This is a genomic window from Clostridium psychrophilum (assembly GCF_018861705.1).
Classification (GTDB): domain Bacteria; phylum Bacillota; class Clostridia; order Clostridiales; family Clostridiaceae; genus Clostridium_AD; species Clostridium_AD psychrophilum.
On sequence record NZ_JAHLEC010000008.1, the window covers coordinates 1 to 25,239 of the forward strand.

23 protein-coding genes and 1 riboswitch are annotated in these 25,239 nt (G+C 29.5%); of the genes, 17 read left to right on the forward strand and 6 right to left on the reverse strand.

Annotated elements, in window-relative coordinates; translation table 11 throughout:
- Window positions 1-210 precede the first annotated feature (210 nt).
- The 5 genes from KPL38_RS03230 (at window position 211) to KPL38_RS03250 (ending at window position 6,251) form a co-directional block, all read left to right on the forward strand.
- Complete coding sequence (locus KPL38_RS03230) at window positions 211-435, forward strand: FeoA family protein (protein WP_216286949.1); 225 nt, start codon at window positions 211-213, stop codon at window positions 433-435.
- Between the two features lies 1 nt (window position 436).
- Window positions 437-2,203 carry a ferrous iron transport protein B gene (feoB, locus tag KPL38_RS03235; RefSeq protein WP_216286951.1) on the forward strand — a complete coding sequence of 589 codons (1,767 nt, stop codon included), beginning with the start codon at window positions 437-439 and terminating at the stop codon, window positions 2,201-2,203.
- Between the two features lie 237 nt (window positions 2,204-2,440).
- Window positions 2,441-2,609, forward strand: a riboswitch (M-box (ykoK) riboswitch).
- 202 nt (window positions 2,610-2,811) lie between these two features.
- On the forward strand, window positions 2,812-4,038 hold the full coding sequence (locus KPL38_RS03240) for a magnesium transporter MgtE N-terminal domain-containing protein (RefSeq protein WP_216286958.1): 1,227 nt from the start codon (window positions 2,812-2,814) through the stop codon (window positions 4,036-4,038).
- Between the two features lie 10 nt (window positions 4,039-4,048).
- A complete protein-coding gene (locus KPL38_RS03245) occupies window positions 4,049-5,338 on the forward strand; it encodes an NRAMP family divalent metal transporter (protein WP_216286960.1) in 1,290 nt (429 codons plus the stop codon).
- Window positions 5,339-5,387: 49 nt separating this feature from the next.
- Window positions 5,388-6,251, forward strand: a complete 864-nt coding sequence (locus tag KPL38_RS03250; protein WP_216286962.1) for a cation diffusion facilitator family transporter — start codon at window positions 5,388-5,390, stop codon at window positions 6,249-6,251.
- 15 nt (window positions 6,252-6,266) lie between these two features.
- Here the strand turns inward: KPL38_RS03250 and KPL38_RS03255 are convergent, their stop codons facing one another.
- Window positions 6,267-7,151, reverse strand: a complete 885-nt coding sequence (locus KPL38_RS03255) for a polysaccharide deacetylase family protein (RefSeq protein WP_216286964.1) — start codon at window positions 7,149-7,151, stop codon at window positions 6,267-6,269.
- Window positions 7,152-7,683: 532 nt separating this feature from the next.
- Here KPL38_RS03255 and KPL38_RS03260 point away from each other — a divergent pair.
- From KPL38_RS03260 to KPL38_RS03270, 3 genes are all read left to right on the forward strand, one after another.
- Complete coding sequence (locus KPL38_RS03260) at window positions 7,684-8,691, forward strand: phosphodiester glycosidase family protein (protein ID WP_216286966.1); 1,008 nt, start codon at window positions 7,684-7,686, stop codon at window positions 8,689-8,691.
- 19 nt (window positions 8,692-8,710) lie between these two features.
- Entirely contained in the window at window positions 8,711-9,727 is a 1,017-nt protein-coding gene (locus tag KPL38_RS03265; protein ID WP_216286968.1) for a hypothetical protein, read from the forward strand.
- Window positions 9,728-9,957: 230 nt separating this feature from the next.
- The gene (locus tag KPL38_RS03270; protein WP_216286970.1) at window positions 9,958-10,809 is read left to right on the forward strand and encodes a polysaccharide deacetylase family protein; all 852 of its coding nucleotides are present in this window, start codon (window positions 9,958-9,960) and stop codon (window positions 10,807-10,809) included.
- Window positions 10,810-11,090: 281 nt separating this feature from the next.
- On the opposite strand, the gene KPL38_RS03275 is transcribed toward KPL38_RS03270, so the two are convergent.
- The 4 genes from KPL38_RS03275 to pgmB all read right to left on the reverse strand — a co-directional run bounded on the left by KPL38_RS03275 (window position 11,091) and on the right by pgmB (window position 13,398).
- Window positions 11,091-11,375: a DUF370 domain-containing protein gene (locus KPL38_RS03275; protein WP_216287075.1), complete on the reverse strand. Its 285-nt coding sequence runs from the start codon at window positions 11,373-11,375 to the stop codon at window positions 11,091-11,093.
- Between the two features lie 176 nt (window positions 11,376-11,551).
- Window positions 11,552-11,791: a CDGSH iron-sulfur domain-containing protein gene (locus tag KPL38_RS03280; RefSeq protein WP_216286972.1), complete on the reverse strand. Its 240-nt coding sequence runs from the start codon at window positions 11,789-11,791 to the stop codon at window positions 11,552-11,554.
- A gap of 185 nt (window positions 11,792-11,976) precedes the next feature.
- The gene (locus KPL38_RS03285) at window positions 11,977-12,138 is read right to left on the reverse strand and encodes a hypothetical protein (protein ID WP_216286974.1); all 162 of its coding nucleotides are present in this window, start codon (window positions 12,136-12,138) and stop codon (window positions 11,977-11,979) included.
- A 612-nt stretch (window positions 12,139-12,750) separates the two neighbouring features.
- Window positions 12,751-13,398, reverse strand: coding sequence for a beta-phosphoglucomutase (gene pgmB, locus KPL38_RS03290; RefSeq protein WP_216286975.1), 648 nt, complete (start codon window positions 13,396-13,398; stop codon window positions 12,751-12,753).
- A gap of 223 nt (window positions 13,399-13,621) precedes the next feature.
- Here pgmB and KPL38_RS03295 point away from each other — a divergent pair, with 223 nt between their 5' ends.
- From KPL38_RS03295 to KPL38_RS03335, 9 genes are all read left to right on the forward strand, one after another.
- Entirely contained in the window at window positions 13,622-15,898 is a 2,277-nt protein-coding gene (locus tag KPL38_RS03295) for a glycoside hydrolase family 65 protein (RefSeq protein WP_216286977.1), read from the forward strand.
- Window positions 15,899-15,966: 68 nt separating this feature from the next.
- Window positions 15,967-16,983: a LacI family DNA-binding transcriptional regulator gene (locus KPL38_RS03300; RefSeq protein WP_216286979.1), complete on the forward strand. Its 1,017-nt coding sequence runs from the start codon at window positions 15,967-15,969 to the stop codon at window positions 16,981-16,983.
- A gap of 92 nt (window positions 16,984-17,075) precedes the next feature.
- Window positions 17,076-18,293 carry an ABC transporter substrate-binding protein gene (locus KPL38_RS03305; RefSeq protein WP_216286981.1) on the forward strand — a complete coding sequence of 406 codons (1,218 nt, stop codon included), beginning with the start codon at window positions 17,076-17,078 and terminating at the stop codon, window positions 18,291-18,293.
- Between the two features lie 60 nt (window positions 18,294-18,353).
- A complete protein-coding gene (locus KPL38_RS03310) occupies window positions 18,354-19,343 on the forward strand; it encodes a carbohydrate ABC transporter permease (RefSeq protein WP_246577790.1) in 990 nt (329 codons plus the stop codon).
- 11 nt (window positions 19,344-19,354) lie between these two features.
- The gene (locus KPL38_RS03315) at window positions 19,355-20,197 is read left to right on the forward strand and encodes a carbohydrate ABC transporter permease (protein ID WP_216286983.1); all 843 of its coding nucleotides are present in this window, start codon (window positions 19,355-19,357) and stop codon (window positions 20,195-20,197) included.
- Window positions 20,198-20,249: 52 nt separating this feature from the next.
- Complete coding sequence (locus tag KPL38_RS03320; RefSeq protein WP_216286985.1) at window positions 20,250-21,053, forward strand: glycoside hydrolase family 65 protein; 804 nt, start codon at window positions 20,250-20,252, stop codon at window positions 21,051-21,053.
- Between the two features lie 47 nt (window positions 21,054-21,100).
- Window positions 21,101-21,247: a hypothetical protein gene (locus tag KPL38_RS03325; RefSeq protein WP_216286987.1), complete on the forward strand. Its 147-nt coding sequence runs from the start codon at window positions 21,101-21,103 to the stop codon at window positions 21,245-21,247.
- Window positions 21,248-21,255: 8 nt separating this feature from the next.
- A complete protein-coding gene (locus KPL38_RS03330) occupies window positions 21,256-22,560 on the forward strand; it encodes a glycoside hydrolase family 65 protein (protein ID WP_216286996.1) in 1,305 nt (434 codons plus the stop codon).
- A 266-nt stretch (window positions 22,561-22,826) separates the two neighbouring features.
- Window positions 22,827-22,979: a hypothetical protein gene (locus tag KPL38_RS03335; RefSeq protein ID WP_216286998.1), complete on the forward strand. Its 153-nt coding sequence runs from the start codon at window positions 22,827-22,829 to the stop codon at window positions 22,977-22,979.
- A 122-nt stretch (window positions 22,980-23,101) separates the two neighbouring features.
- Here the strand turns inward: KPL38_RS03335 and KPL38_RS03340 are convergent, their stop codons facing one another.
- Window positions 23,102-25,213 (reverse strand): methyl-accepting chemotaxis protein, encoded by a 2,112-nt coding sequence (locus KPL38_RS03340; protein ID WP_216287000.1) that lies wholly within the window; start codon window positions 25,211-25,213, stop codon window positions 23,102-23,104.
- Window positions 25,214-25,239 lie beyond the last annotated feature (26 nt).

The following is a 25,239-nucleotide window of genomic DNA, read 5'->3' on the forward strand; positions in this document are numbered from 1 at the left end:
CTTTCTGATTTTGTCCACCTCATTTCTTAGTCATGAGGTTTTATTATACTATATTCTTTTTGGGACATAATCAAATTCGGTATAATAGGACATTATCACAATTCGATCATATACTTTCCTTAAAAATCAAATTCTTTTGTTGACAGTTTAATTTTGCTATGATAAAATGTAAATGAGAATGATTTTCAATAATAAGGGAGGTTTTCAATTATGAGTATATGCGATTTAAAACCCGGAAATTCGGCCTTTGTCCACAGTATTTTATGTGATGATAAGCTAAGCAAAAGATTGCTTGCATTAGGGTTTATTAGGGGAACTAAGGTTGTTATGAAAGCGGCAGCACCACTTGGTGATCCGATAATTTTAACCGTTCGTGGCTATGACTTAGCCATTAGAAAAAAAGACGCAAAAAACATTCTAGTAAAGGGGATCTGATATGATTACCGCGGCCCTAATAGGAAATCCAAATGTTGGCAAGACTACTTTATTCAATCTTCTGACCGGTTCAAATCAATATGTTGGAAATTGGGCAGGAGTAACAGTAGATAAAAAAGAAGGATTTATAGATAATTCTATAAAAATAGTAGATTTGCCTGGTATTTATGCAATGGATACCTACTCTAATGAAGAGAAAGTTTCAAAAAATTTCCTTGAAAGTGGAAATGTAGATGTAATTATAAATATAATTGATGCTTCAAATTTAGAAAGAAATCTTTATTTAACTACTCAACTTAAACAATTTAAAAAGCCAATTATTATGGTACTCAATATGATTGACATAATAGAAGAAAAAAAAATAAAAATAGATTATGAAAATCTATCTAAAAAATTAAATGTTACTGTTATACCTTTAAATGCATCAAAAGGAATAGGTATTAAAAATTTAAAGGAGTTGCTTTCAAACAGTAATTTTTTAGAACCTGTAGATGATAGTTGTTATCAATTTCAAGATGAGACAGAGACTTATAAATTTATTGAAAGTATAGTAGAGGAATGCATGGACGATAGCAATAGTAAAAATGTAATCCGTGTTACAGATAAAATTGATAAAATTGTATTGAATAAATTCCTTTCATACCCTATATTTTTTCTTATCTTGTTTTTAATTTTTAAATTCACCTTTAATTGGGTTGGTCAACCACTTGCAACTACATTGAGTGGGTTATTAAACAATAATTTAATTCCTTTCCTTGATAACATTTTAAAATCAAATACAATTTGGTTTAGATCTCTTCTTTTAAAAGGTGTTTTAGGTGGAGTTGGATCTGTAATTGTATTTCTTCCAGTAATACTTTCACTTTTTCTTGGTATCTCGTTTTTAGAAGATTCGGGATACATGGCTAGAGCTGCTTTTATTATGGATAGGATAATGAGAAAAATGGGACTATCAGGTAAAGCCTTTATTCCTATGATCGTTGGTTTTGGTTGTTCTGTACCAGCCATTATGTCAGCAAGAACATTGGAAAGTGAGAAAGACAGGAAATTAGCAGCACTTCTTATTCCTTTAATGTCATGTAACGCCAGGCTTCCTGTATATGCATTATTTGCCGCAGCTTTTTTTCCAAGTAATGCCGCACTTATAGTTTTGTCATTGTACTTAATTGGAATTATACTTTCTTTTATAATGGGTATCTTTTTTAAAAATACAATTTTTAAAAAAGATGAAGAACCTTTTATTATTGAATTACCTGAATATAAAATGCCAGGCATAAAAAATTTATTATTACATACTTGGGATAAAGGAAAAGGGTTTTTAAAAAAAGCTGGTACAATAATATTTTCAGTGTCAGTAATTATTTGGATATTATCAAATTTTAATTTTAATGGAATAGTAGATATAAATTCAAGCTTTTTATCCTATATAGGTAAGTTTATAAGTCCGATTTTTATACCACTTGGTTTTTCCTCTTGGCAAAACTCAGTTTCACTTTTATCTGGTCTTATGGCGAAGGAAGTTATAGTTGGAAGCATGGGTGTTATATATGGTAGTAATCTTGTGAAAGTGCTTCCAAATTATTTTTCTGCTATATCAGCTTACAGTTTTTTAGTATTTGTACTTCTCTACACACCGTGCATGTCTGTAGTTATTACTATGAAAAAAGAATATGGAAACAAAATGGCTATTTTTTCAGTATCTTATCAATTAGTTCTTGCATGGGTAATGTCGTTTTTAACATTCCACATTCTAAACTTTTTTTTCTAAACACTTAAATTCATGAAATTAATTTATAAGGAGCTGAAAGGCTTCTTTTTTTAATCATTCAAATTATAATTGTACTAATAATCAGTTTAAAAGGTTATTGATTTGTAGATTCTTTTAATAAAGTATTATAATATAGAGTAAACTAAAGATAAACAATAAAATTAAAAAACTATTGACAATACTGAATTTCCAGCATACTATAAAATATAGGAATTATATTAATTGAGAATTACAATTTAATATTCTTGTTAGGTGAGGTTACTGTATAAGACACACGCTACTGCCCAGAAATGTCGAGAGACACCAATGGGTCAGCAGGTATTACCGGATTAAGGTTTTACTTAATGTAGCTGAGTATCAAATCTCTAAGCTGTACAGTGCTAAAACTCAACGAGTGAAGATGAGCTATTTTTTCACGTGCTTTTTTATTACGTATTTTAATCTCTTCACTTCGTTGTGGGGAGATTTTTTATATTAATTTTAGGAGTGTGATTATTTAATGGACAGTGGTCCCAGATATGTAAAAAATTTAATATGTTGGAAGGGATGTCACTCTATTAAACTATTTTGTAGGGGGTAGGCATCCATTTCTAAAAGGAGGATGTACTATGAAAAATAATTTTTATCTAAGCAGAATTTTAGGAAACAAAGTATATACACCAGATATGAAAGTTATTGGAAAATTAAGTGATCTTGGTGTTACTAATGAATTAAAAAGTCCTCAGGTAACTACTGCAAAAGTAAAAACTAATAGTGGAATTAAAGACTATAACTTTAAAAATTTTTCAATTACAAAACAAAAGGGACAATATATTTTGGTATGTAACAAAATAGAAAAACATACTTCAACAAATACATTGTTTTTAAGAAAGCATATTTTAGATCAACAGATTATAGATGTTAATGGGAGAAAAGTAGTTCGTGTAAATGATGTTTCACTTGCTAATTTAGAAACTGGAGTATATGTTGTTGCGGTTGATATTGGAATGAATGGTATTTTAAGACGAATTGGTATTTTAAAAACTCTAGTAAAACTTGGACTTAAGCTTCAAACTAAACTTATGATCTGGAATGATGTTCAAGCTGTTGTGGCTTCTAATGAAAATATTGTTCTTTCTAAACCATATGATTCTTTATCTATTCTTCATCCATCTGATTTAGCTGATATTATTGAAGATTTTGATCCAAAAACAGGACTTACTATTTTCACATCACTAGATAATGCAACTGCTGCGGACGTTTTAGAGCAAATGGAAGAAGATTCTCAAGTTAGTTTTATTGAAAGTCTATCAGTAGATAAAGCTGCAGATGTTTTAGAACAAATGCCTGCGGATGAGGCTGCGGATATTCTTGATGGCATGGATGATGATAAAGTAGAAGAACTTTTAAAAAATATGGAAAAAGAAGCTTCTGATGAAGTTAGAGGATTGTTAGAATATGATTCTAATGAAGTTGGAAGTCTTATGAGCACGGATTTTGTGTTATTTAAAAACAATGAAACTATAAATGACGCAATCGAAAACCTAAGAAAACTAAAGCCTGAAGAAGATGAAATGTTAAGAATTTATGTAGTAGATAAAAAGAGTAAATTAATAGGAACTCTTTCTTTAAGAGATTTAATAATCTCTGATCCAATTAGCAAGATAGGTGATATTATGAACAAAGAATTCAAATCAATGTTTGATACAGATAATATTAATGATTTGATAAAAAATGTTTCAAAATACAATCTTGTAGCTATCCCAGTTACGGATAATAAGATGAAATTATTAGGAAATGTTATAATAAACGATATTATTTATGAACTGCTTAAAAACAAAAGAAAGATTAATTAGGAGGTATAATATGAGCGAAAAAACGAATTCAAATAAAAAACCTTGGATTGCTGGCTTCATGGTGTTGCTATCAGTGCTGGGTCCTGGCTTAATAACTGGAAGCGTAGATAATGATGCCGGTGGTATTTCAGCTTATTCTGTAGCGGGTGCACACTATGGATATCTTTTACTATGGACATTGATTCCCTGTTTCATCGCATTACTTGTAGTACAGGAAATGAATGCAAGAATGGGCATTGTAACTCAAAAGGGTTTAGCTGATTTAATAAGAGAAAATTTTGGAGTAAAGATTACGTTCTTTATATTTCTAGGACTATTAGTAGCAGATATAGGTAATACTGCTACTGAATTTGCAGGTGTTGCTGGAAGTTTGCAGGTATTTGATCTTTCAAAATATGTAACAGTACCAATTGCAGTAATTTTAGTATGGCTACTTGTTGTAAAGGGAACATATAGCTCTGTAGAAAAGGTGTTTTTAGTGTTTAGTGTATTTTTACTTTCCTATGTATTTTCTGCAATTCTTGCTCATCCAGATTGGACTAAAATAGGAACTTCATTAATTAATCCTATACCATCATTTAAGGGTGCTCATGGAGAAGGTATAGACGCTGCCTGGATTAGTACTGTAATTGGGTTAATAGGTACTACTATTGCTCCTTGGATGCAATTCTATATGCAGTCGTCTGTAATAGAAAAAGGAATCAAAATATCTGAATACAAGTATGAAATTATAGATGTTGTTCTTGGATGTATTGTAACTGTGGTAGTAGCTTTCTTTATTATTGTAGCTTGCGCCGCAACTTTAAATAAGCAAGGTATTACTATAAATGAGGCTAAGGATGCAGCAGTGGCATTAAAACCATTAGCTGGAAATTTAGCATCAGGTATCTTTGCTTTTGGGCTCTTGATAGCTTCAGTATTCTCTGCAGCAATTCTTCCACTTGCAACTGCATTTTACATTTGTGAAGCGTTTGGTTTTGAAGCTGGTGTAGATAAAACAATGAAAGAGGCTCCTGAATTTTACGGACTATTTACAGCAATAATAATTATTGGAGCCGCAATTATTCTAATCCCAGGTGCACCATTACTTCAGATTTCTCTTGGAGCGCAAGTGCTTAATGGAATGCTTTTACCAGTGGTTTTAATCTGCATGATGTTAATGGTAAACAAAAAAGACCTTATGGGCAAATATATAAATAGTAAATTCAAAAATTGGGTTGGTTGGATTACCATAATTATTTTAATAGCATTAACAATAGTGTTGTTAGTACAGTCTATAATTAAAATATTAGGTTTTTAATATTATTGATTTTATAAATAGAGTTGAGTTTTGAAAGGAATGAATAAAAATGAACAATCAAAAAACCGCATTATTATCTATATTTTCTAATACTGCGTTAATAATTTTTAAAGTTATAGTTGGGTTATTAATGGGTTCAGTCAGTGTTATTTCTGAAGCAATCCATTCTTCTATAGATCTTTTGGCAAGTGTCATTGCTTTTTTCTCTATTAAGATAGCATCTAAAGCTGAGGATGATGGTCATCCTTTTGGACATGGAAAATATGAAAATGTATCTGGCTTCGTTGAGGCTTTATTAATTTTACTCGCGGCTGCTCTCATTATCTACCAAGCTATAACAAGAATGTTTAAAGGTGGAACTGTGGAGAATGTAGGTGCAGGTATATTTGTAATGTTACTCGCTGCTGTGGTTAACTTTTTTATTTCAATGATACTCTTAAAAGCAGCAAAGAAGACAGACTCTATTGCCCTAGAGGCTGATGGTAGGCATCTTCTAACAGATGTGTATACATCTATTGGAGTGTTTATTGGGCTTGTATTATTAAAAATAACAAAAATACCAATTATCGATCCAATTACTGCTATATTTGTTGCGGTATTAATAATTAAAACGTCTATAGACTTAATCAAAAAATCTCTAAATGATTTAGTAGATTCTAAACTTCCGGATGATGATATTTCAAAGATATTAAGTATACTTGATTCCCATTTAGAGATTACTAGGTACCATAGCTTAAGAACTAGAAAAAGTGGTGCTAATAGAGAAATTGATGTGCAAATTCATGTTGAAGAAAACACTTCATTAATTTATGCCCATAGACTCTCCGATAAAATTGAAGAGGAAATAAAAAAAAATTTCACTGGCGAGTCTTATGTAATGATTCATATTGAGCCAGAAACTCTTATTAAATAATATTTAATTACAATATCAAAATAAATACCAAAATAAATACCAACTATGATTTACTCTTGTTTTAAAGGAATTACTGTGATGAAAACCGCTAATAAATACTCGATTAAGACTTAGAATTCCATTAGATATACTTGTCCATCTTCCATTAGTTGTAAATGCCATTTTATAACCTGCAGCATTTACTGCTTTTAATGTATCTAAATTATAGCTGCCATGAGGATATGATATATATTTAACATTTTTATGTAAAGTTTTTTCTAAGTATTCCTTAGATGTTTTTAAAATTTTGAGCTGTGATGCATAAGTATATGTCCCTAGTTTCTGATGTAAATTAGTATGACTTTCTATATCTATACCGTTTTTCTGCATTTCTTTTAACTGCGTTGAGGTTAGAAACTGTTTTCCTTTATCCAAAAAACCTGTGATTACAAAAATAGTTGCTTTAAAATTATATTTCTTTAAAATAGGAAATGCATTAGTATAGTTATCCTCATAACAATCATCAAAGGTAATAAGAACTGATTTCTTAGGAAGAGGCTTATTTTTAACCATAAAATCATATAATTCATCAGTACTCAATGTTGTAAATCCATTATCTTTAAGGTACTTCATGTCCAGATTTAACCTAGCAGTGCTAACAACGTATGGATTTAACTTTGATGTTCCAATTGAGTGATACATTAAAACAGGAACGCTTTCATTATTATATTTAAAAGATAAATTTGTAGAAATTTTATTTTTACCTTTAAATATAAACGACTTTGATATTTTATTATAAATTTTAGTGTTATAAGACTTAATTTTTAATCCTTTACTATAATTGGCTATTAGCAAATAGCCAATTATTATAACTATAACTACAGCAAGGAATTTAAAAAAAGTCCTTATTATTTTAGTCATATTAATTCAGTATCCCTTCTAATTTTAATTTTTTCATATGAAAACTAGTCCCATTATACAATTAAACTCAATAATATGTAACAATTTATTTCGTGAATTTCATAAAACTATGGCACTACCCCAATAACACTAGTATTTTATTAAAATTAACTAGTCTATTTGCTAGGTTAGTTAAAAACTAATAATATATTGTTAATATATTATTAGTAGGTTATCAATGTAAAAGATTCAAATTAGTATTATAATAGAAAAATAAAAAGATATAATATAAAAGTGGTATAAATTATGAAAATATAAACGAAATCGTTTTAATATTAATTGCACATGGTATAGTTATAAACAAAATGGCAAAAATAATATTAATAACCAATTAAATACATTAGGATCTAACAAGGTAATTATGTTAACACAATATAATACTATTGATTATAAAATTAAAGAAACTATGCGAAATCATTAAATTAGTTAATCTGCACAAAATTAACTTGGAATATAATTGAGATTATGATGAGATATACTTTAGGAGGGGAAAATGAAACCAAACAATAGGTTAAGACGAAAAAAGAAGCATAAAATAAAACATTTTATACTTTATCTGATTTTTGGATTAATATTTACTGGGGTAACTGCTCCATTAATTATATTTCATGGTCCATTTACTAATGTAGAAAAGACGATTGTAGATGCATCAATGACAACGCTTAGCCACCAATGGATTGCAAAGCTATTTTTATCTGATGCCCAAATTCAAAAAATTCGAAGTCAAGATACAGTTCAAAGTGTGAATCAGGGAAACAACAACCTTATCAAGTTTATTAATGCCCATGACAATAGTATTGAAAGATATAATATTTCAAATGGTATAAAGTTCACAGGTTATGTACTTATTGTTAAAGACCCAACAAGAGTTAAAGTTGGTTACAGCAATAAACTAGGAACTCAGGGGGAACTAACAAGTCAAATAGCACAAGATAATGGGGCTATCGCGGCTATTAATGCAGGGGGTTTTTCTGATTCATCCTCAACTAGTACAAAATGGACTGGTACAGGTGGAAAACCAACAGGAATTATTATGAGTAATGGAAACATTAAATTTAATAATATAAAAGATTATGATAAAAAGGTTGATATTACGGCAATTACAAATAAAGCTCAACTTCTTGTAGGCCCTCACAGTTTGAATGATTTGAAGAAGCTTTCAGTAACAAATGCAGTATCTTTTGGTCCTGCACTCGTGATTAATGGTAAGGGAACAATAAAATCCGGAGATGGAGGCTGGGGAATTGCACCAAGAACAGCAATTGGACAACGCGCAGATGGTGCTATAATATTACTTGCTATTGATGGAAGAACTGCTAAAAGCCTTGGAGCTTCACTTAAAGATGTACAAAATATAATGCTACAATATGGAGCATACAATGCGTCTAATTTAGATGGTGGCTCATCAACTACAATGTATAATAATGGTGGTCTTATTAATAACCCTTGCGATGCACTTGGTGAAAGAGCAGTTCCATCTGCTTTTATTGTAAATCCATAACCTACAAGGAGGATAAGTTATGAAAAAAGTATTTAAAAAAATAATAATCTGTATTATTATTTCATTAATTATACAGATGAGTGGACTTTTCTATTTGAACAACTACCTTTTAACTTCAACTACTAATGTAAAATCTCAAAAAGTAGCAGACTCAAATATAAGTAATAAAGTTTCTGTTTCCAAAGCTAGTATACCAAGTAATGCTACTACAATAAATGTTTCATATGATGCAAGTTATATTTCCTATTATTTAAACAATGAACTATATGTAGTTAATACTATAACAGGTAAAAGTGTTAATGTATCGCCCTCTGCTGGAGTAAGAATATCTTTTTATAAGTGGCTCCCGGATAGGAATAGAATGCTCATAGTGGAAACACATGAAAGGAATCTTTCATTATCATATTATGATGTTACTCAATCACAAAAAAGTAAAGTATCTGATATTTTAATGATTAGCTCAGCATCTATTGTAAAGGATATTGAAGCATCACCGCTTACAAATGTAATTTATATAAAAGTAAAAAATGGGTATAAGTATTATTCTACATATTGGGTAAATATAATGAAATCTAGAAAGAAAATTGTTACTCAATCTAAATATATAGGAAAAATTCAAGTAGTACCTCATGTGGATAAAATGGTGTACGAAGATTTGGAAAGTAACAAGGTTTATGCAACTGGTCCAGACCATGTTTTGAATTTCAGTGGTTCGACAAAATCGTGCTTAATTGCAATAGATAGTAATGACAAGGTTTATGTTGGAGATGTGGATAGCAGTAATAAAATTGATAAGATATATTATGGAACATTGGGTGGCAATTGGCAGTCACTTTCCTTAAAAACACCAGTAAGCAAGGATCACTTATTTGTTACAGCTAGCGGGAAGGCTTATATAAATGATAACATTAAACGCAATGTAACAGAGCTGCAGACAAGTAAAAAAACAACTTATAAAGGTACATTACTACAATTATATAACAATGGAATTGCATCATTACATGATGGAAATTTAGTAAAAACACCTTTAAATTAATCTGAAAAAAGATTGCACTATGGCTGCAGAGCCATAGTGCAATCTTTTTTTATACTATTAATTATGTAAAATTATTCTAATTATTTCAAATAATTAGTTCTTAATATATGGTACAGTATATATGCTATAAAGATCGTGAATTTTTAATGAAGTCATATTTATTTATTTATAAATATAATTACAAAATATAAGATTTGAGTAATTAGTAACAAAATACATAGGGGGACGCTATGAAAAAGAAATTATCTTTCATATTTACATTCATTTTTCTACTATTTACATTTGGATGTTCAAGGACTAAAACTATTACAAAAGAAAAAGCAAAACCGGTTATGACATCGGTTGAAAACTCCTCAATACCTGGTTTTAAAAGTACTACTGTTATTAAGCATTATGGTAGGAGTATTCCAGTTTTATCGTATCACTCAATTAATTATGATAAAAATAATCCTATTTGTATTTCAGTTGAAAAGTTTAAGGAACAAATGAAATATTTAAAGAATAACGGGTATTATACTATAACGCTTACAAATTTGTATGGATATCTTATGAATAATATTCCAATACCTAAAAAATCTGTAGTCATTACTTTTGATGATGGATATGAAAATAATTATACTGCTATGTTCCCTGTTCTAAAAAAATATAATTTTAGAGCAACAATATTTGTTATTACCTCTTTTATTGATAAAAATCATACATTTATGACATCAAAACAACTTTTAGAAATGGATAAGTATGGTGTTGATATCGAAAGCCATACCGTACATCATGATAATTTAGCAATGATTTCCAATAACAAACAACTAAAAACTTTAATTCAATCTAAGCAGTATCTAGAAAAAATATTGAATAAACCAATAAACTTTTTTGCATATCCTTATGGTGGGTACAACAAAAGTGCAATTGAGGCCTTGAAAAAAGCTGGTTATAAAATGGCTTTCACAACTGAAGGGGGTTGGTCCTCTAAGCATAACGGTGTATTTTCCTTACATAGGGTATGGGTAGGCCATTTGGATAGTATGAAAGTATTTAAAAACAAAATTTCTGAACCTGATTATCAGCTAATAGACCAATTGTAAATATAAGAAGGGATGAAATTAAATTTAAAAAACGTGCTTCACATGAAAAAGTTATAAAAAGTAGGCAACAAAAGGCATACAATAATTTTAAATATTGTATGCCTTTTTATTTTTAATGAACAACATTCACTATTAAATCATTTCCTGAGGAGCTGCAACAGCTTCGAAGAAGATGCATTGACAACTTTGGAAGCAGATTTAGACTGCCACCAAAGTGATTTTTCTAAGCTAGACAACTGCCATTTATAGAAGATGGCAGACTTGAAGCTTCCAAAATGTTGTTAAACTGTACCATCAGCATCAATTTCGTCTAAACATTTTTCATCTTTAACACATAATCTATGTTTAAAAGTTTCTGGTTGAACAGCTGATAAAATAATATGATCATTATCAGTGATAATGACTGCTCTTGTTCTTCTTCCGTAAGTAGCATCAATTAGCATGCCTCTACTTCTTGCTTCATGAATTATTTTTTTTATAGGAGCTGATTCAGGCTTAACTATAGCTACCAATCTATTTGCTGAAACAACATTTTTAAATCCTATATTTATCAAATTGTCATTCATCATTTCCATTTTACAACACTCTTTCCTTTAAGTTGATTTTAGGTTGTTAATTATAAAAATACAATCGGCAATCTAAAGTCATTATATTATTTTTTACTATGTATTTATTTTAAAAAACCTATGAAGTATAACTCTTTGGAACTAATGAAGTAATAATGATGTAAATTCAGCTTTTCCTAAAAGTCTCTGTGTGTACAATCACAAAATGGAGGAGTTTCTGTCTGTTTACATTGACAAATATAAACTGTATCATCTTTTCCAGCAGTAAATTCTAAAGGCTTAAATGCAGTTACTTTATGTGAACCATCACAAAATGGTTGATTTGAACTTCTACCGCAAGCGCACCAATAATAAGTTTCGCCTTTTTTTACTTGTATGGTAATAGGCGCTTTTTTTGCTATTTTAGGTATTTCCATAATTATAACTCCTTTATTTATACAATTTTATCCATTGATAATGATCTATGTATATTCCAATTTGAATTCATACAATATAATATTAAAATTAATTGTATGTTTTATCCTTTTAGTGGTTAGTCTCTATTATAGAAATTTTGTGAAAGAATATATTTTCATAATTAAAGTTTTAAATCTTCTATTTTCTAAAGTTTCCATAGTGGAGCGTCACTCTTATCAAATTCTTTGTATCTTTCTTCGGTTAGTCTCTTAATCGATATTCTTTGCCAAAATGATAACCTTTTTCCCTGTACATAAGCTATATCAACGAGTTTATCGTATAATTTTTCTTCTTTAGCACTTAACATATAAATATCTCCCTTAAATTTTATCTTTTAAATTATTTCTTATATTAGTATTTACGTAATATATAACATTCACTATACTAACTTCAGTTAAGACTAACTAACTTAAGTTAGACTAACCTAAGTTATATTAAGTACTATTATACTCTAAGATAGACAGGTTATCCAACCATAGGTGTTATATTTTAAAAGTACATTATCATATTTGTGTTTATAAAGAAATTGGAATAGGTTAAATATAATTCTCTGATTTGTACAATATATTACAAATCAAGCCTAAATATTTACTTGATTATACTATTTTTACTGCGAATTTATGTAAAAAATCAAAATATGTTTTTAACCTAATACACTAAAATCTTGCGTTATTGTGATTATGCTTTTGATGGTTTTGGAATTTCACTGGACTTGTTCAATTTTGAGAATCCATTAGTATAGGATTATATAGGAGAGCAGGGGTGCTTCATTAATTGATTATGTATATACTGCTAATAATATAAAATGAATGAATAAAATTGATATGATTATCTGCAATTATATAATAAGCAAATAAATTACTTTGCATAAACAATGAGAATGCACAAAATAATTTACAAACTTATAGTATTGTAACAATTAAAAATTTAGAATGTCCAATTTTATATTCTCAAATCCACATATAACTTTATCAGCTTTATAAAGTATAAATTTGGAACCAATACCTACAGAGTGCATACCTGCTCTTATGGCAGCTTCTATACCAGCAGCAGCATCTTCAAATACAACGCAAGAACTTGGGTTCATGTTTAATTCTTTAGCTGCTTTTAGAAACACTTCAGGATTTGGTTTTGCATTAGTTACTTTAGTACCATCAATTATAGAATCAAAATAAGGGACAAGGTTAATTTTTTTCAGTATTAGCATAGCATTTTTGCTTACTGAACCAAGAGCAATTTTAATATCGTTATCTCTTAGGTGTTTTATAAAAGTTTTAACTCCAGGTAAAATTTCAGACTCATCCATATTTGTTATATATGATACATACCAATTATTTTTTTTAGCTGCTAGTTCTATCTTTGTTTTTTCATCAAAGTCTTTATTACCAATTTTTAAAAGAATTTCAAGAGAATCCATTCGACTTACTCCTTTAAGCCTTTCATTATCATTTTGCGTAAATTCAAAACCAAGTTCATTAGCAAGTCGCTTCCAGGCTAAGTAATGATATTTTGCAGTGTCTACTACTACACCATCTAGATCAAATATACATGCTTTAATGTTATTCATTATTATTTACCTCCTAAAATTTTAGTGAAATGTTCTTAAATAAATTATAACAAAAACGTTTCCGTTAGTAAATCGGAGTAACTCATAGAAAAACAGTGAAAAAAATAGTATAACTATAGAAATTCATAAGAAAATCGATTACAAGACAGATTGAAAAAAATATTTTAATGATATATAATGAATTTACGGAAACGATATCAAAGTTTACGGAGGAGGTTTCGTAATGAAGTTGTGGAGTGTTGAACAAAAAAAATATACAAGTATAGATAATAAAAAGTATGAGACATTATTTACGCTAGCAAATGGATATAGGGGATTAAGAGGTCAATTAGAATTTACTAAACTTGGACAAAAAGGTAATTTTATAGCTGGCATTTTTGATAAATCTTCTGCTCAAGTTACAGAAATAGTAAACTTACAAGATCCAATACTTTTAAATATATATATCGATGATGAAATTATAGATATGGAACAATGTAAGGTACTTGCTTTTAATAGAAGGCTTAGTATGTTAGAAGGAGTATTATATACTGCAATTGAACTAGAAACAAGAAAAGGAAAAATAATTAATTTAAAGTGTGAAAGATTTGTAAGCAGAAATAATGTTCATAGATGGGCTGCTAAATATGAAATAGTTCCAGTGAATTTTACCGGAAAAGTATTTTTTGAAAGTGTTATTGATGGAACAGTCACAAATAGTTCACAAGATCCAATGAATTTAGCAAAACATTTTAATGTCGATGAGATTTTTGATGTTAAACCTGGAATAGGACTTAAGAGTTCAACTTTTGATAAAAAAATAAGTGCTGTGGAAACAACAAGATTACTTGCTGATAACGATTTTGGAAATATATTTAAAAGTAGAAAATATAATATGTTAGCAGAAAAGGCAAGAGAAGTTTATTCATCCATTTTAACACAAGGAGAACTTTACACGGTATACAAGCTGGGTGTGAGTTTTACGTCTAGGGATAAAATAAAAAATATTACAGAGGAAAGTAAAAAAGAATTAGATGCTTTTACGGTTGATGGTTATGAAGAAGAAAAAGAAGCTCATAAAGCTGTATGGCAAAGTATATGGAATGATATTGATATTGAAATTCATGGAGATGACGAAGCCCAAGTTGGTATAAGATTCAATCTTTATCAATTAGCTTCGTCAGCTTATGAAGGAGATGAGAAAATAAGTATTGCGGCTAAAGGGCTTCATGGGGAAGGATACAAAGGACATATATTTTGGGACACAGAAACATTTATGCTACCTTTCTTTATTTATACAAGACCTAAAGTGGCTAAGGCACTGTTAATGTACAGATATAATACATTACAAGGGGCAAGAAAAAATGCAGAGATAAGTGGATTTAAAGGTGCAAGGTATCCTTGGGAATCTGCAGATGAAGGCTTGGAAGTAACTCCAAAGTGGGGATTTGACTATGATGGAAAGCCGGTGAGAATTTGGACAGGTGATGAAGAATTTCATATAAATTCTGATATAACATTTGCTATTTTTGAATACTACAGAGCAACTGGAGATAAAGATTTTCTAATAAACTATGGTTTAGAGATTCTTCTTGATACTACTAAATTTTGGCAGAGTAGAGTTGAGTACAATAAAAAAGAAGATAGATATGAAATAAACGGTGTAATTGGTCCAGATGAATTTCATGAGCATGTTGATAATAATGTGTTTACAAATTTTCTTGCAAAATGGAGTATTAAGAAGGCTTTAGATTTAGTTCAATGGATTAAAAAAGAAGACGCCTTAGTTTTGAAAAAGCTTTGTAATAAGTTATCGTTAAATGAATTAGATTTTAAAGCTTGGGAAACTATAGAAAAAAAGATGTATATTCCAACAAGCAAAGATGGAAAGCTTATAGAGCAGTTTGAAGGCTATTTTAATATGCCTAGTATAGAAATTACTAAATTTGATGAAAATGGCATGCCAGAATGGCCTGATTTTAAGGGATTAAAAATTGCTGAAACACAACTTATTAAGCAGGCAGATGTTGTTCAGCTAATGATAATGCTCGGAGAAGAGTTTAGCGATAATGTAAAAAAAGAAAATTACAAGTATTATGAAAAAAGGACAATGCATAAATCATCATTAAGCCCATCAATGTATTCAATAATGGGCATTACAGTTGGAGATACTCATAATGCATATAAGTATTTTATGAAAACAGTATTAACAGATTTAAAGGATAATCAAGGAAATACTGATTTTGGAATTCATTCAGCTTCTAATGGTGGTTCTTGGCAAACTGCAATAATGGGTTTTGGAGGATTGAGTGTTGATAAAGATGAGGTTTTAAATCTTAAACCATGGATTCCTAAACATTGGGATGAAATGAATTTTAACATAAATTGGAGAAAAACAAGAATTTACGTATCAATACGTCAGGATAAAATAGTAGTTAAGGCAACAAATTCTTCTAAGGTAAAGATATACAATGATGAATATAACCTTAAAAAGGATGAAGAAATTACGGTTACTAGATAAAAAAGTGTTATGGAATAGCATAACTTACAGGTATAATAGTTTTTAGTAGTATGAAGGAGAGATATAATATGGAAAATAAAGTTAAAACAATAAAAGATGTTGCTAAAATATGCAAAGTATCTGTAAGTACTGTTTCCAGGGCTTTTAATAATTATAGTGATATTAGTGAAAAAACAAGAGAACGGATACTTAAAATGTCAGAAGAAATTGGTTATAAGCCTAATATTGTTGCAAAGAGTTTAAGCTCAATTAAAAACTATAGATTAGCTATGTTAGTAGAAGACTACAGTGAAGTTAATCCATTAACTTATGAAATGTTGATGCCATTTCAAAACATGGCATCAAATAGAGGGTACGAAACCGTATTACTTTCTACAACTTCTAACATGCAAAAGTCTCATGAGTTAAAAAAACTTTTAAGCGATAAGCAAGTTGATGGAGCATTTATTATAGGGCTTAAGATGAATGATGATTATTATAAGCAACTTTCCAATATAAATATACCTTGCGTTCTTTATGATATTAATATTAATAATGAGAAGACTTCTTGTGTAGGTGTTGATAATGTTAAAGGTGCATTTATGGCTGTAGAACATTTAATAAAACTTAGACACAAGAAAATAGGATTTATTAATGGACACAAAAATGCTCAGGTAAGCTTTGAAAGATTGGATGGATATTATCTTGCATTAAATAGATATGATATTCCAGTAGATAACAAATTAATAGTAAATGGAAACTTTAGCTTTGTTGACGCTCAAATAGCTGTCAAGGAATTACTAGGGAAAAACAAGGATATAACAGCAATTTTCTGCGCCAGCGATTTAATGGCAGCAGGTGCTATTAGTAAGTTACAAGAATTGGGTTATTCATTACCAGATGACTTATCAATTATAGGTTTTGATGATGAAAATATATCTCAATATATAAGTCCAAAACTTACAACTATAAGACAACATAGGGATAAAATAGGTGAAACAGCAGCAAATGTTTTAATAAACATTATATCTGGACAATCTTTGAGCAGAAATGTAATAGAACCAGAATTAATCATTAGAGAGTCTTGTAAAGAACTAAACACTTAAATACAATGCTATTTATAGCATTTATAGCATTTATAGCATTTATAGCATTTATAGCATTTATATAAATTAAAACTATGGGGGGGAAATATTTTATGAAAAAAAGAAAAATATTATGTTTAATAACAACACTCGCGCTTACTATGAGTATGTTTACAGGGTGTGGAAGTTCTGGAAAAACTACTAAAGGTAGTGAAAACGTTACAATTAAAGTGGGATACTGGTCATCCTCACCATCTGAGACAACGGTACTAAATAATCAAATTGCATCATTAACTAAAAAGTATCCAAATATAAAAATTCAAAAGCAAGTAATAACTGGTGATTATAATCAAGCACTACAGGCACAAATTGGTTCTAAAACTGAACCAGATGTATTTTATATGGATTCTTCAGTTGCTACTTCATATATGGCAAAAGGAGTTTTGCTTCCAATTGATAAATATTTAGATAAAAATGATACTAAAGATTTCCAAAGTAATCTATTAAAAGGTTTCCAAAGCAAAGGTAAAACATATGGACTTCCAAAGGATTACAATACTTTAGCATTATATTACAATAAAGATATGTTCAGTGCAGCTGGAATAACAGCGCCCCCTACAACATGGAAAGAATTAACTACAGATGCTAAAAAACTTACAAAAGGTGGAGTAGTAGGGTTATCTTTAGCTGACGATGTTGCACGTTTCGCACCATTTATTTTTCAAGCAGGTGGAAAAATAAATATTGGAGACAAGGCAGCATTTAATACAGCTGAAGCCGCAAAGGGTTTGGATTATTATTATTCATTCTTTAAAAATAAAACTGCTTCTGATCCTAAGTCACTTGGAGATAGTTCGCCAGATGATTCATTAGCTAATAAACATGCTGCAATGGTAATATCGGGAGGATGGTTAATACCTTCAATAGCAGCTGCAGCACCGGATGTTAAATACGGAATTGCTAAACTTCCTAAAGGTGAAAAATCAGGCGATCTAGCATTTACAGTTGGTTATGTTATGGGTAGAGATACTAAACATCCCAAAGAAGCTGCAGAAGTTATGAAATATTTAACTAGTAAAGAGGCACAAACTATGACTGCTAATACTGGACTTGCAATTCCTAGTAGAAAATCAATGGGCAATGTATTTGCTTCAAAATTTCCTCAGAGAAAAGCATTAGTTGATATGACAAAGGATTCCCAAGTTTATAACTTTGGATTAAATTCTCAACAAATAGTTGATGCTTTAACAAAAGCAGGAGAAGAATTACGATTAGGGAAATTTGCTAATGGTAAAGCGGCTCTAGAAAATGCTTATAATAGTATAAAATAATAAAATAATAAAATGGGGGAGTACATTTGTACTTCCTATTTTTAAACAAGGAGGATGAATATGGGAAAAAAATCAGACAGTATGATAGGCTTAAAAAGAAAGGGAAAAATGGATTTCTTACCAGGAAAGATGAAAAGGAAGAAAAGATCAAGCAGTATGCTAGGATTAAAAAGAAGAGAAAAAATAGATGGATGGCTTTTTGTATCTCCTTTTGTAGTTTCAGTTTTAGTATTTATCATAGGACCACTTTTGGTCGCTTTTATGTTAAGTTTTAAACAATATTCTTTTTTAGATAATAATACGATGTTTCAAGCTAAATGGATTGGTTTAGATAACTATAAACATGCGTTCGTTGACCCCACACTAATTAAGGCATTTTCAAACACATTTTTATTTTCAATTGTTGTTGTTCCATGCCAGTTAATAATTGCCCTGATGTTAGCACTTATTGTAGATTCAAAAATAAAGTTCAAAACATTTTTTAGAGCAGCTTATTACATTCCAACATTAACATCAACTGTTGCAGTTTCAGTTATGTTTCTATTTTTATTTAAATCCGATGGGGTTTTGAATATATTTATGAAGTTCATTCATGCACAGCCACATAATTGGTTTGGTGATCCTAAATATGCATTACCAACAATAATGATAATGGCAATATGGTCTTCGGTTGGTATGTATATGGTAATATTTCTTGCAGGACTTCAAGAAATTTCAGTTTCACTTTATGAAGCTGCTGAAATTGATGGGGCAAATAGAATACAAGAATTTTTTTATGTAACTTTACCATTAATTAAACCAGTATTTTTCTTTAATCTTGTTGTATCATTTGCGGGTACTTTTCAAATGTATGATCAGGCCGCTGTAATATCAGGAGGAAATGGAGGTCCTGATGGTTCTACTATGACAGTAGTTTTATACATGGTTAGGACAGGATTTAAAAACTTAAATATGGGTTATGCTTGTGCTATTGCGTTTTTATTATTTATAGTTATATTTACAATAACCATTATACAAAAGAAACTGTTTGGTGAAGAAAATGTTGAATAGGAGTGATAAAAATGAAGAAAAATAAAAAGGAAAAGGAAAAGAAAATATCTATTTTGTCAATTTTATTTTATACATTAGTTATAGGATATGCAGTAATAACAATTGGACCTTTTATTTGGAGTTTTATAACATCACTAAAGCCTACTACTGATGTTAATACGCTTGGTATTAATTTTTCACACTTATCATTTAAAAATTATGCATTTGTGTGGAACAATTTTCCTTTTGGAAGATGGTTTTTTAATAGTATATTTATATCTGGAGCTGTAACTTTAGGAAATTTGCTTTTTAATTCTATGGCAGGTTATGCTCTAGCTAGAATAGAGTTTCCGGGGAAAAAAACACTTTTTCTACTTATAATTGCGATTATGATGATACCGGGACAAGTAGTTATGGTACCAACATATATGCTTTTAGCAAAACTCGGCTGGATTAATACTTATAAAGGTTTGGTAATACCTTTTTTGACAAGTGTTATGGGTATTTTCTTAATGAGACAATTCTTTTTAGGCATTCCTAAATCGATGGAAGAGTCAGCCCAACTTGATGGTCTAGGACGGTTTGGTATATTTTTCAGAATTATACTTCCACTTGCAGGACCTGCACTTTCAACTCAATTTATTTTGTTATTTACAGGTAATTGGAATAGTTTTATGTGGCCTAGTTTAATTGCAGTTGATCAAAACATGTATACTTTGCCAGTAGGATTAAACTCTTTTTATGGGCAATATTTTCAATTCTGGAATCAAGTACTTGCAGGAGTTATGATATTATCAATACCAGCTCTAATTGTATTTTTAATTTTCCAAAAGAATTTTATAAAAGGAATATCTACTACTGGGATGAAGGAGTAAATATTATAAGCTATATCTAAAATAAATTTTAATGTTTTATAGGAGAGCTAAAATGACTGTAAAAGAAGATAAGATAAAATATACATACCCATTAAATGAATGGAAAATAATAGAGGACGAATTTAAAGCAGAAAACAATTATAGTAATGAAACTATGTTTTCTTTGGGAAATGGTTATATTGGTATGAGAGGTAACTTTGAAGAAGGTTTTAAGGGAGTAGGTTCTGAAGGAACATTTATTAATGGCTTTTATGAAAGCAATACAATAAATTATGGAGAAATGGCTTATGGGTATGCACAGAAAACTCAGACTATGATTAATGTAACAAATAGTAAGGTAGTAAAATTATTTATTGAAAATGAAGAATTTGATATGCTTAAAGGAAAAATTCTTAGTTATAAAAGAGTCTTAAATTTGCAAGAAGGGTTATTAAAAAGAGTTTTAAAATGGAGGTCTCCTAAAGGAAAAGAAGTTGAAATATCAATACAAAGATTAATTAGTTTTACTAATAAACACATAGTAGCAATAAAATATAACGTTTGTCCATTGAATTTCAATGGACAAGTTAAATTAATATCCTATTTGGATGGTGATGTTACAAATTTAACTTCTGAAAATGACCCAAGGGTTGGTTCGGGATTTCAAGGAAGAATGCTTGATATAGAGTATAAAAAAGTTGATAATGAGAAGTTATTAATCAAACAAAGAACTAAGAATACTAAATTTTCATTAATATGTACAGCAAATCATAAAATAAAAACTTCTTGTAAATATAAAGTAAATAATTCTGTAGAAGAGTTTAGAGTAAATGCTGGATTTACTTTTGATGGAAAAATTGGAAAAAGATTACATTAGAAAAATATATTGCTTATGTAACTTCAAAGGATTTTCCTGAGAAATCAATGGAACATATAGCAAAGGAAAAATTACAAGTAGCATATGACAAGGAATATAAAATTCTTGCTATTGAGCAAAAGAAATTTTTAGATATATTTTGGAATAAGGCTGATATACAAATTACTGGAGATATAGCAATTCAGCAGGATTAAGGTTTAATATGTTTCATTTACTGCAATCATCAGGAAGAGATGGGAAAACTAATATTCCTGCAAAAGGACTATCTGGTGAAGGATATGAAGGACATTATTTTTGGGATACGGAAATGTACATGATACCTTTCTTTAACAATAATAGCCCTAACGTTAGTAGAAAACTTTTAGAATATAGATTTGGAATTTTAGATAAATCTAGACAAAGAGCACTTCAGATGGGATATAAAAAAGGTGCATTATATGCATGGAGAACTATAAATGGAGATGAATGTTCTGCTTATTACCCAGCAGGTACTGCACAATATCACATAAATGCAGATATTGCATTTTCAATTAAAAAATATATGGAGGTTACAGAAGACAAAGAGTTTTTAATTCAATTTGGAGCTGAGATGTTATTTGAAACTGCTAGGTTTTGGATTCAATTAGGTGGATTTGTTGAAAGAAAAGGAAATAAATTTTGCATAAATTGTGTTACTGGTCCTAATGAGTATACAGCTATGGTAAATAATAATTGTTATACAAACCTTATGGCAAAAGAAAATTTAAAATATACATATGAAGTTGCAGTTTGGATGAAGGATAGTTATTTAGAGGTATACAAAGATCTTTCTAAAAAAATAAATTTGGAAGAGAATGAATTATTTCTTTGGAAAAGAGCCGCTGATCAGATGTTTATACCATATGATGAAAAACTTAAAATATATATGCAGGATGATAGTTTTTTAAATAAGGAGGTTTGGGATTTTAAAAACACACCTAAAGAAAACTATCCTTTGTTAGTTCACTATCATCCATTAACAATCTATAAATACCAGGTATGCAAACAAGCTGATACTGTATTGGCAGAATTTTTATTGAATCATAAGTTTAGCAAAGAGCAAAAGAAAAGAGATTATGATTATTATGAAGCAATAACTACTCACGACTCATCACTTTCTATGTGCATTTTCAGTATTATGGCAAATGAAGTGGGTTATCATAAAAAAGCATATAATTACTTCATGAAAACTGCGAGGATGGATCTAGATAATATTCAAGGAAATACAAAAGATGGTATACATGCTGCTAACATGGCAGGTACTTGGATGGGCATAGTAAACGGATTTGCAGGAATGCGTACACATGATGGTGTCTTGAGTTTCACTCCATATTTACCTGATAAATGGGAAGCTTATAGTTTTAAAGTAAACTATAAGAATAGAACTATTAATGTAAATGTAAATAAAACTGGGGTAGAGTATAAATTATTATATGGAGCTAATATACTAATAATAGATAGTGGCAATAAAATAGAATTAACCAAATAAGATTGGTGGAATTGTAGAGTTACAAAATAATAGCTCAATAGTCAAATATATTGATGATAGGGGCAAGATGGTAACATATAATATTTGATTATCTATTAATGAATATGGGTAACAAGCTAGTAGAATACGGAATATTGTAAAGTATAGCAACAACATCATTGAGTTAACAAACTTTCAAAAGGAAGTTTATACTTAAGTAAAAGTGTGAAATTCCACATAAAGTTGATTTTTAGGCTTTTACTTATTAAAATTAAGGAGGTATTTATATGAGTCATAGACATAATGATTGTTGTTGTTGTGAACCTGTTTGTAACACTGGAAATAGTTGTGGAACCGGAAGTGGTATTTGGATCATCGTTATTTTATTATTAGTTTTTTGCAGTAGTGGAAATGGCGGATTTGGTAACTCTTGCTGTTAGTCCATTTAAAAAACACTTCTAATTTTAGAAGTGTTTTTTAAATAAATAATAATATTTTTGTATACTATTATTTTGAACTGTTTGCAAATATTGAAATAACTAAGGTTGCTATATATATTTTTCTATAGTTTAAATTTAAGCACCATTTCATTAAGTTTCTGTGCCATTTCAGCCTGAGCTTGAGCTGTAAATGCAATCTGTTCTGCCCCCTGAGAGACTTCGTCAATACTTTCTTTTATAACATCTGTACTTTCAGAAGAGCTTTGAGCAAGTGTGGACATATTTTGCATTCCATCATTTACTTCACTAATAGTTGAAGTAAGGTCTTTCGTCATGGAAGCTATTTCTCCAGACATAGTACTAATAAAATTAGCATCATCATAATATTGGATTCCCATTTTACCCATACCTTCAAGCTGAGGTTTAACATTTTCCTTAATAAATGTTAATACTTCATTACTATTTTGAGAAAGATTTTTAAATGCTGTTTGTACTCCACCAATTGTATTTTGAATGCTTACAACAGCCTCAGAAGTTTGTTCTGCAAGCTTTTTAACCTCTTCAGCAACAACAGCAAAACCTCTTCCTTCTACTCCAGCCCTGGCAGCTTCAATAGCAGCATTTAAGGCTAATAAATTTGTTTGATTAGAAATATCTGCGATAATGTCTGCCATTACCAATATATCATCAACCACCTTACCTTCTTTTATAGCTTCCAAAATATTTTTTTCTTTATCATTAAATACATTTTCTATGTTTTCAATAACTTGTTTTCCTTCTTTTTGAACCCCAAGTGCTCTTTCTTTTGCTTTTGTTGAGTTGTTGTTTCCTTCTATTGATTTTCCAGACAATAAATCAATCTTGGAATTTGCTGTTTGAGCAGATACTATTATTTTATCCGAAGTGGTACTAGTATCTTTAATCTTTACAGCTATCTGTTTTGTCTCATTGTTTATTTGTTGAAATTTTGCAGTTAATTCTTCCACGGTGGCAGATAGTTCTTCACTTGAAGCACTTAAATCCTGAGAATTTTCTAGTATGTTTTTTATTAGAGTAACTAATTCTTTTTTCATAAGGATAAATGCATTTGCAAGTTGGCCAACCTCATCAGTTGATTTCAATAGATTATTACAACTGTCATCTTCTACTAAGTCAAACTCTGCTGCTTTTTTAACAAGTTTTGTGGTTAAAATAATAGGTTGTGATATTTTTTTACTTATCCACCATCCTATTAGGGAGAACATAATTGTAAGAAATAAAGCAAGACAAATAATTACTTTCTCTAAGCCACTTATCTTACTAAAAATGTCTGAGTTTTTAACGGCTATAACCATAATGTTACCATTTATTAATTTACTATAACCAAAGATACTTTTTTTACTATTTATTTCTCCATATGTAAAACCTTTTGCATTATTGCCCATAGTAGTGGCAACGGATTTCAAATTTCCATTTTCAATTTTTTCTAAATTATCTTTAGTTGTATATTTTTTATCTACTAAAAAATCATATTTATTATTCAGCAAAAATGCATAACCACTATTATAAACATTTACACCATTTATCATCTTTACATAATCACTAAAGAATAAATCGATAGCAAGAACTGCAACTAATTTATTATTTTTATAAATTGGTTTAGTATAAGAAATTCGCATGTCTTTACTAACAGATTTTCCACTGGCATTAACATGTGGATCGCTCCATATGCCTTTTTTATTTTTAATAGGATTATAATACCAATCCATGCTTGGCTTAGTTTCATTAAATTCTGATAAAACAAATTTACTATTTTTTTGGAATTGTTTATTTGTAATAGTTCCTTCGTAGCAAATTTGGTATAAATCCTTTGTAATATCAGGATTTAGTATTAAAGTGATACCTAAACCATTGTCCTGACTTTCTCCTATTTTTTTTATTGTAGGATCTAGTGATGCAACGTAAGATTTAACATACTTTGGATCTGTATTTGCTTTTTTTTCATCAAATGTAGTTGAAAATATATTTCCTACGTTATTTGCAGTGTTTTCAGTATTCAATAACAACTTATTTACTTCATTTGCTTTATTTTCAGAGATATCAGTAAGCCTTGATTGAGCTTCATTTTGTATTACATTCTTACTCTCTATAATACATACTGCAGCTATGATAAATGAAGTTAACAAACAACATACAGTAATAGCTGTTACCATTTTGTAGACAATACTTGATTTTAGTTTTTTTAATAGTCTCAAAAAAAATCCCCCTATGTCATTTAATT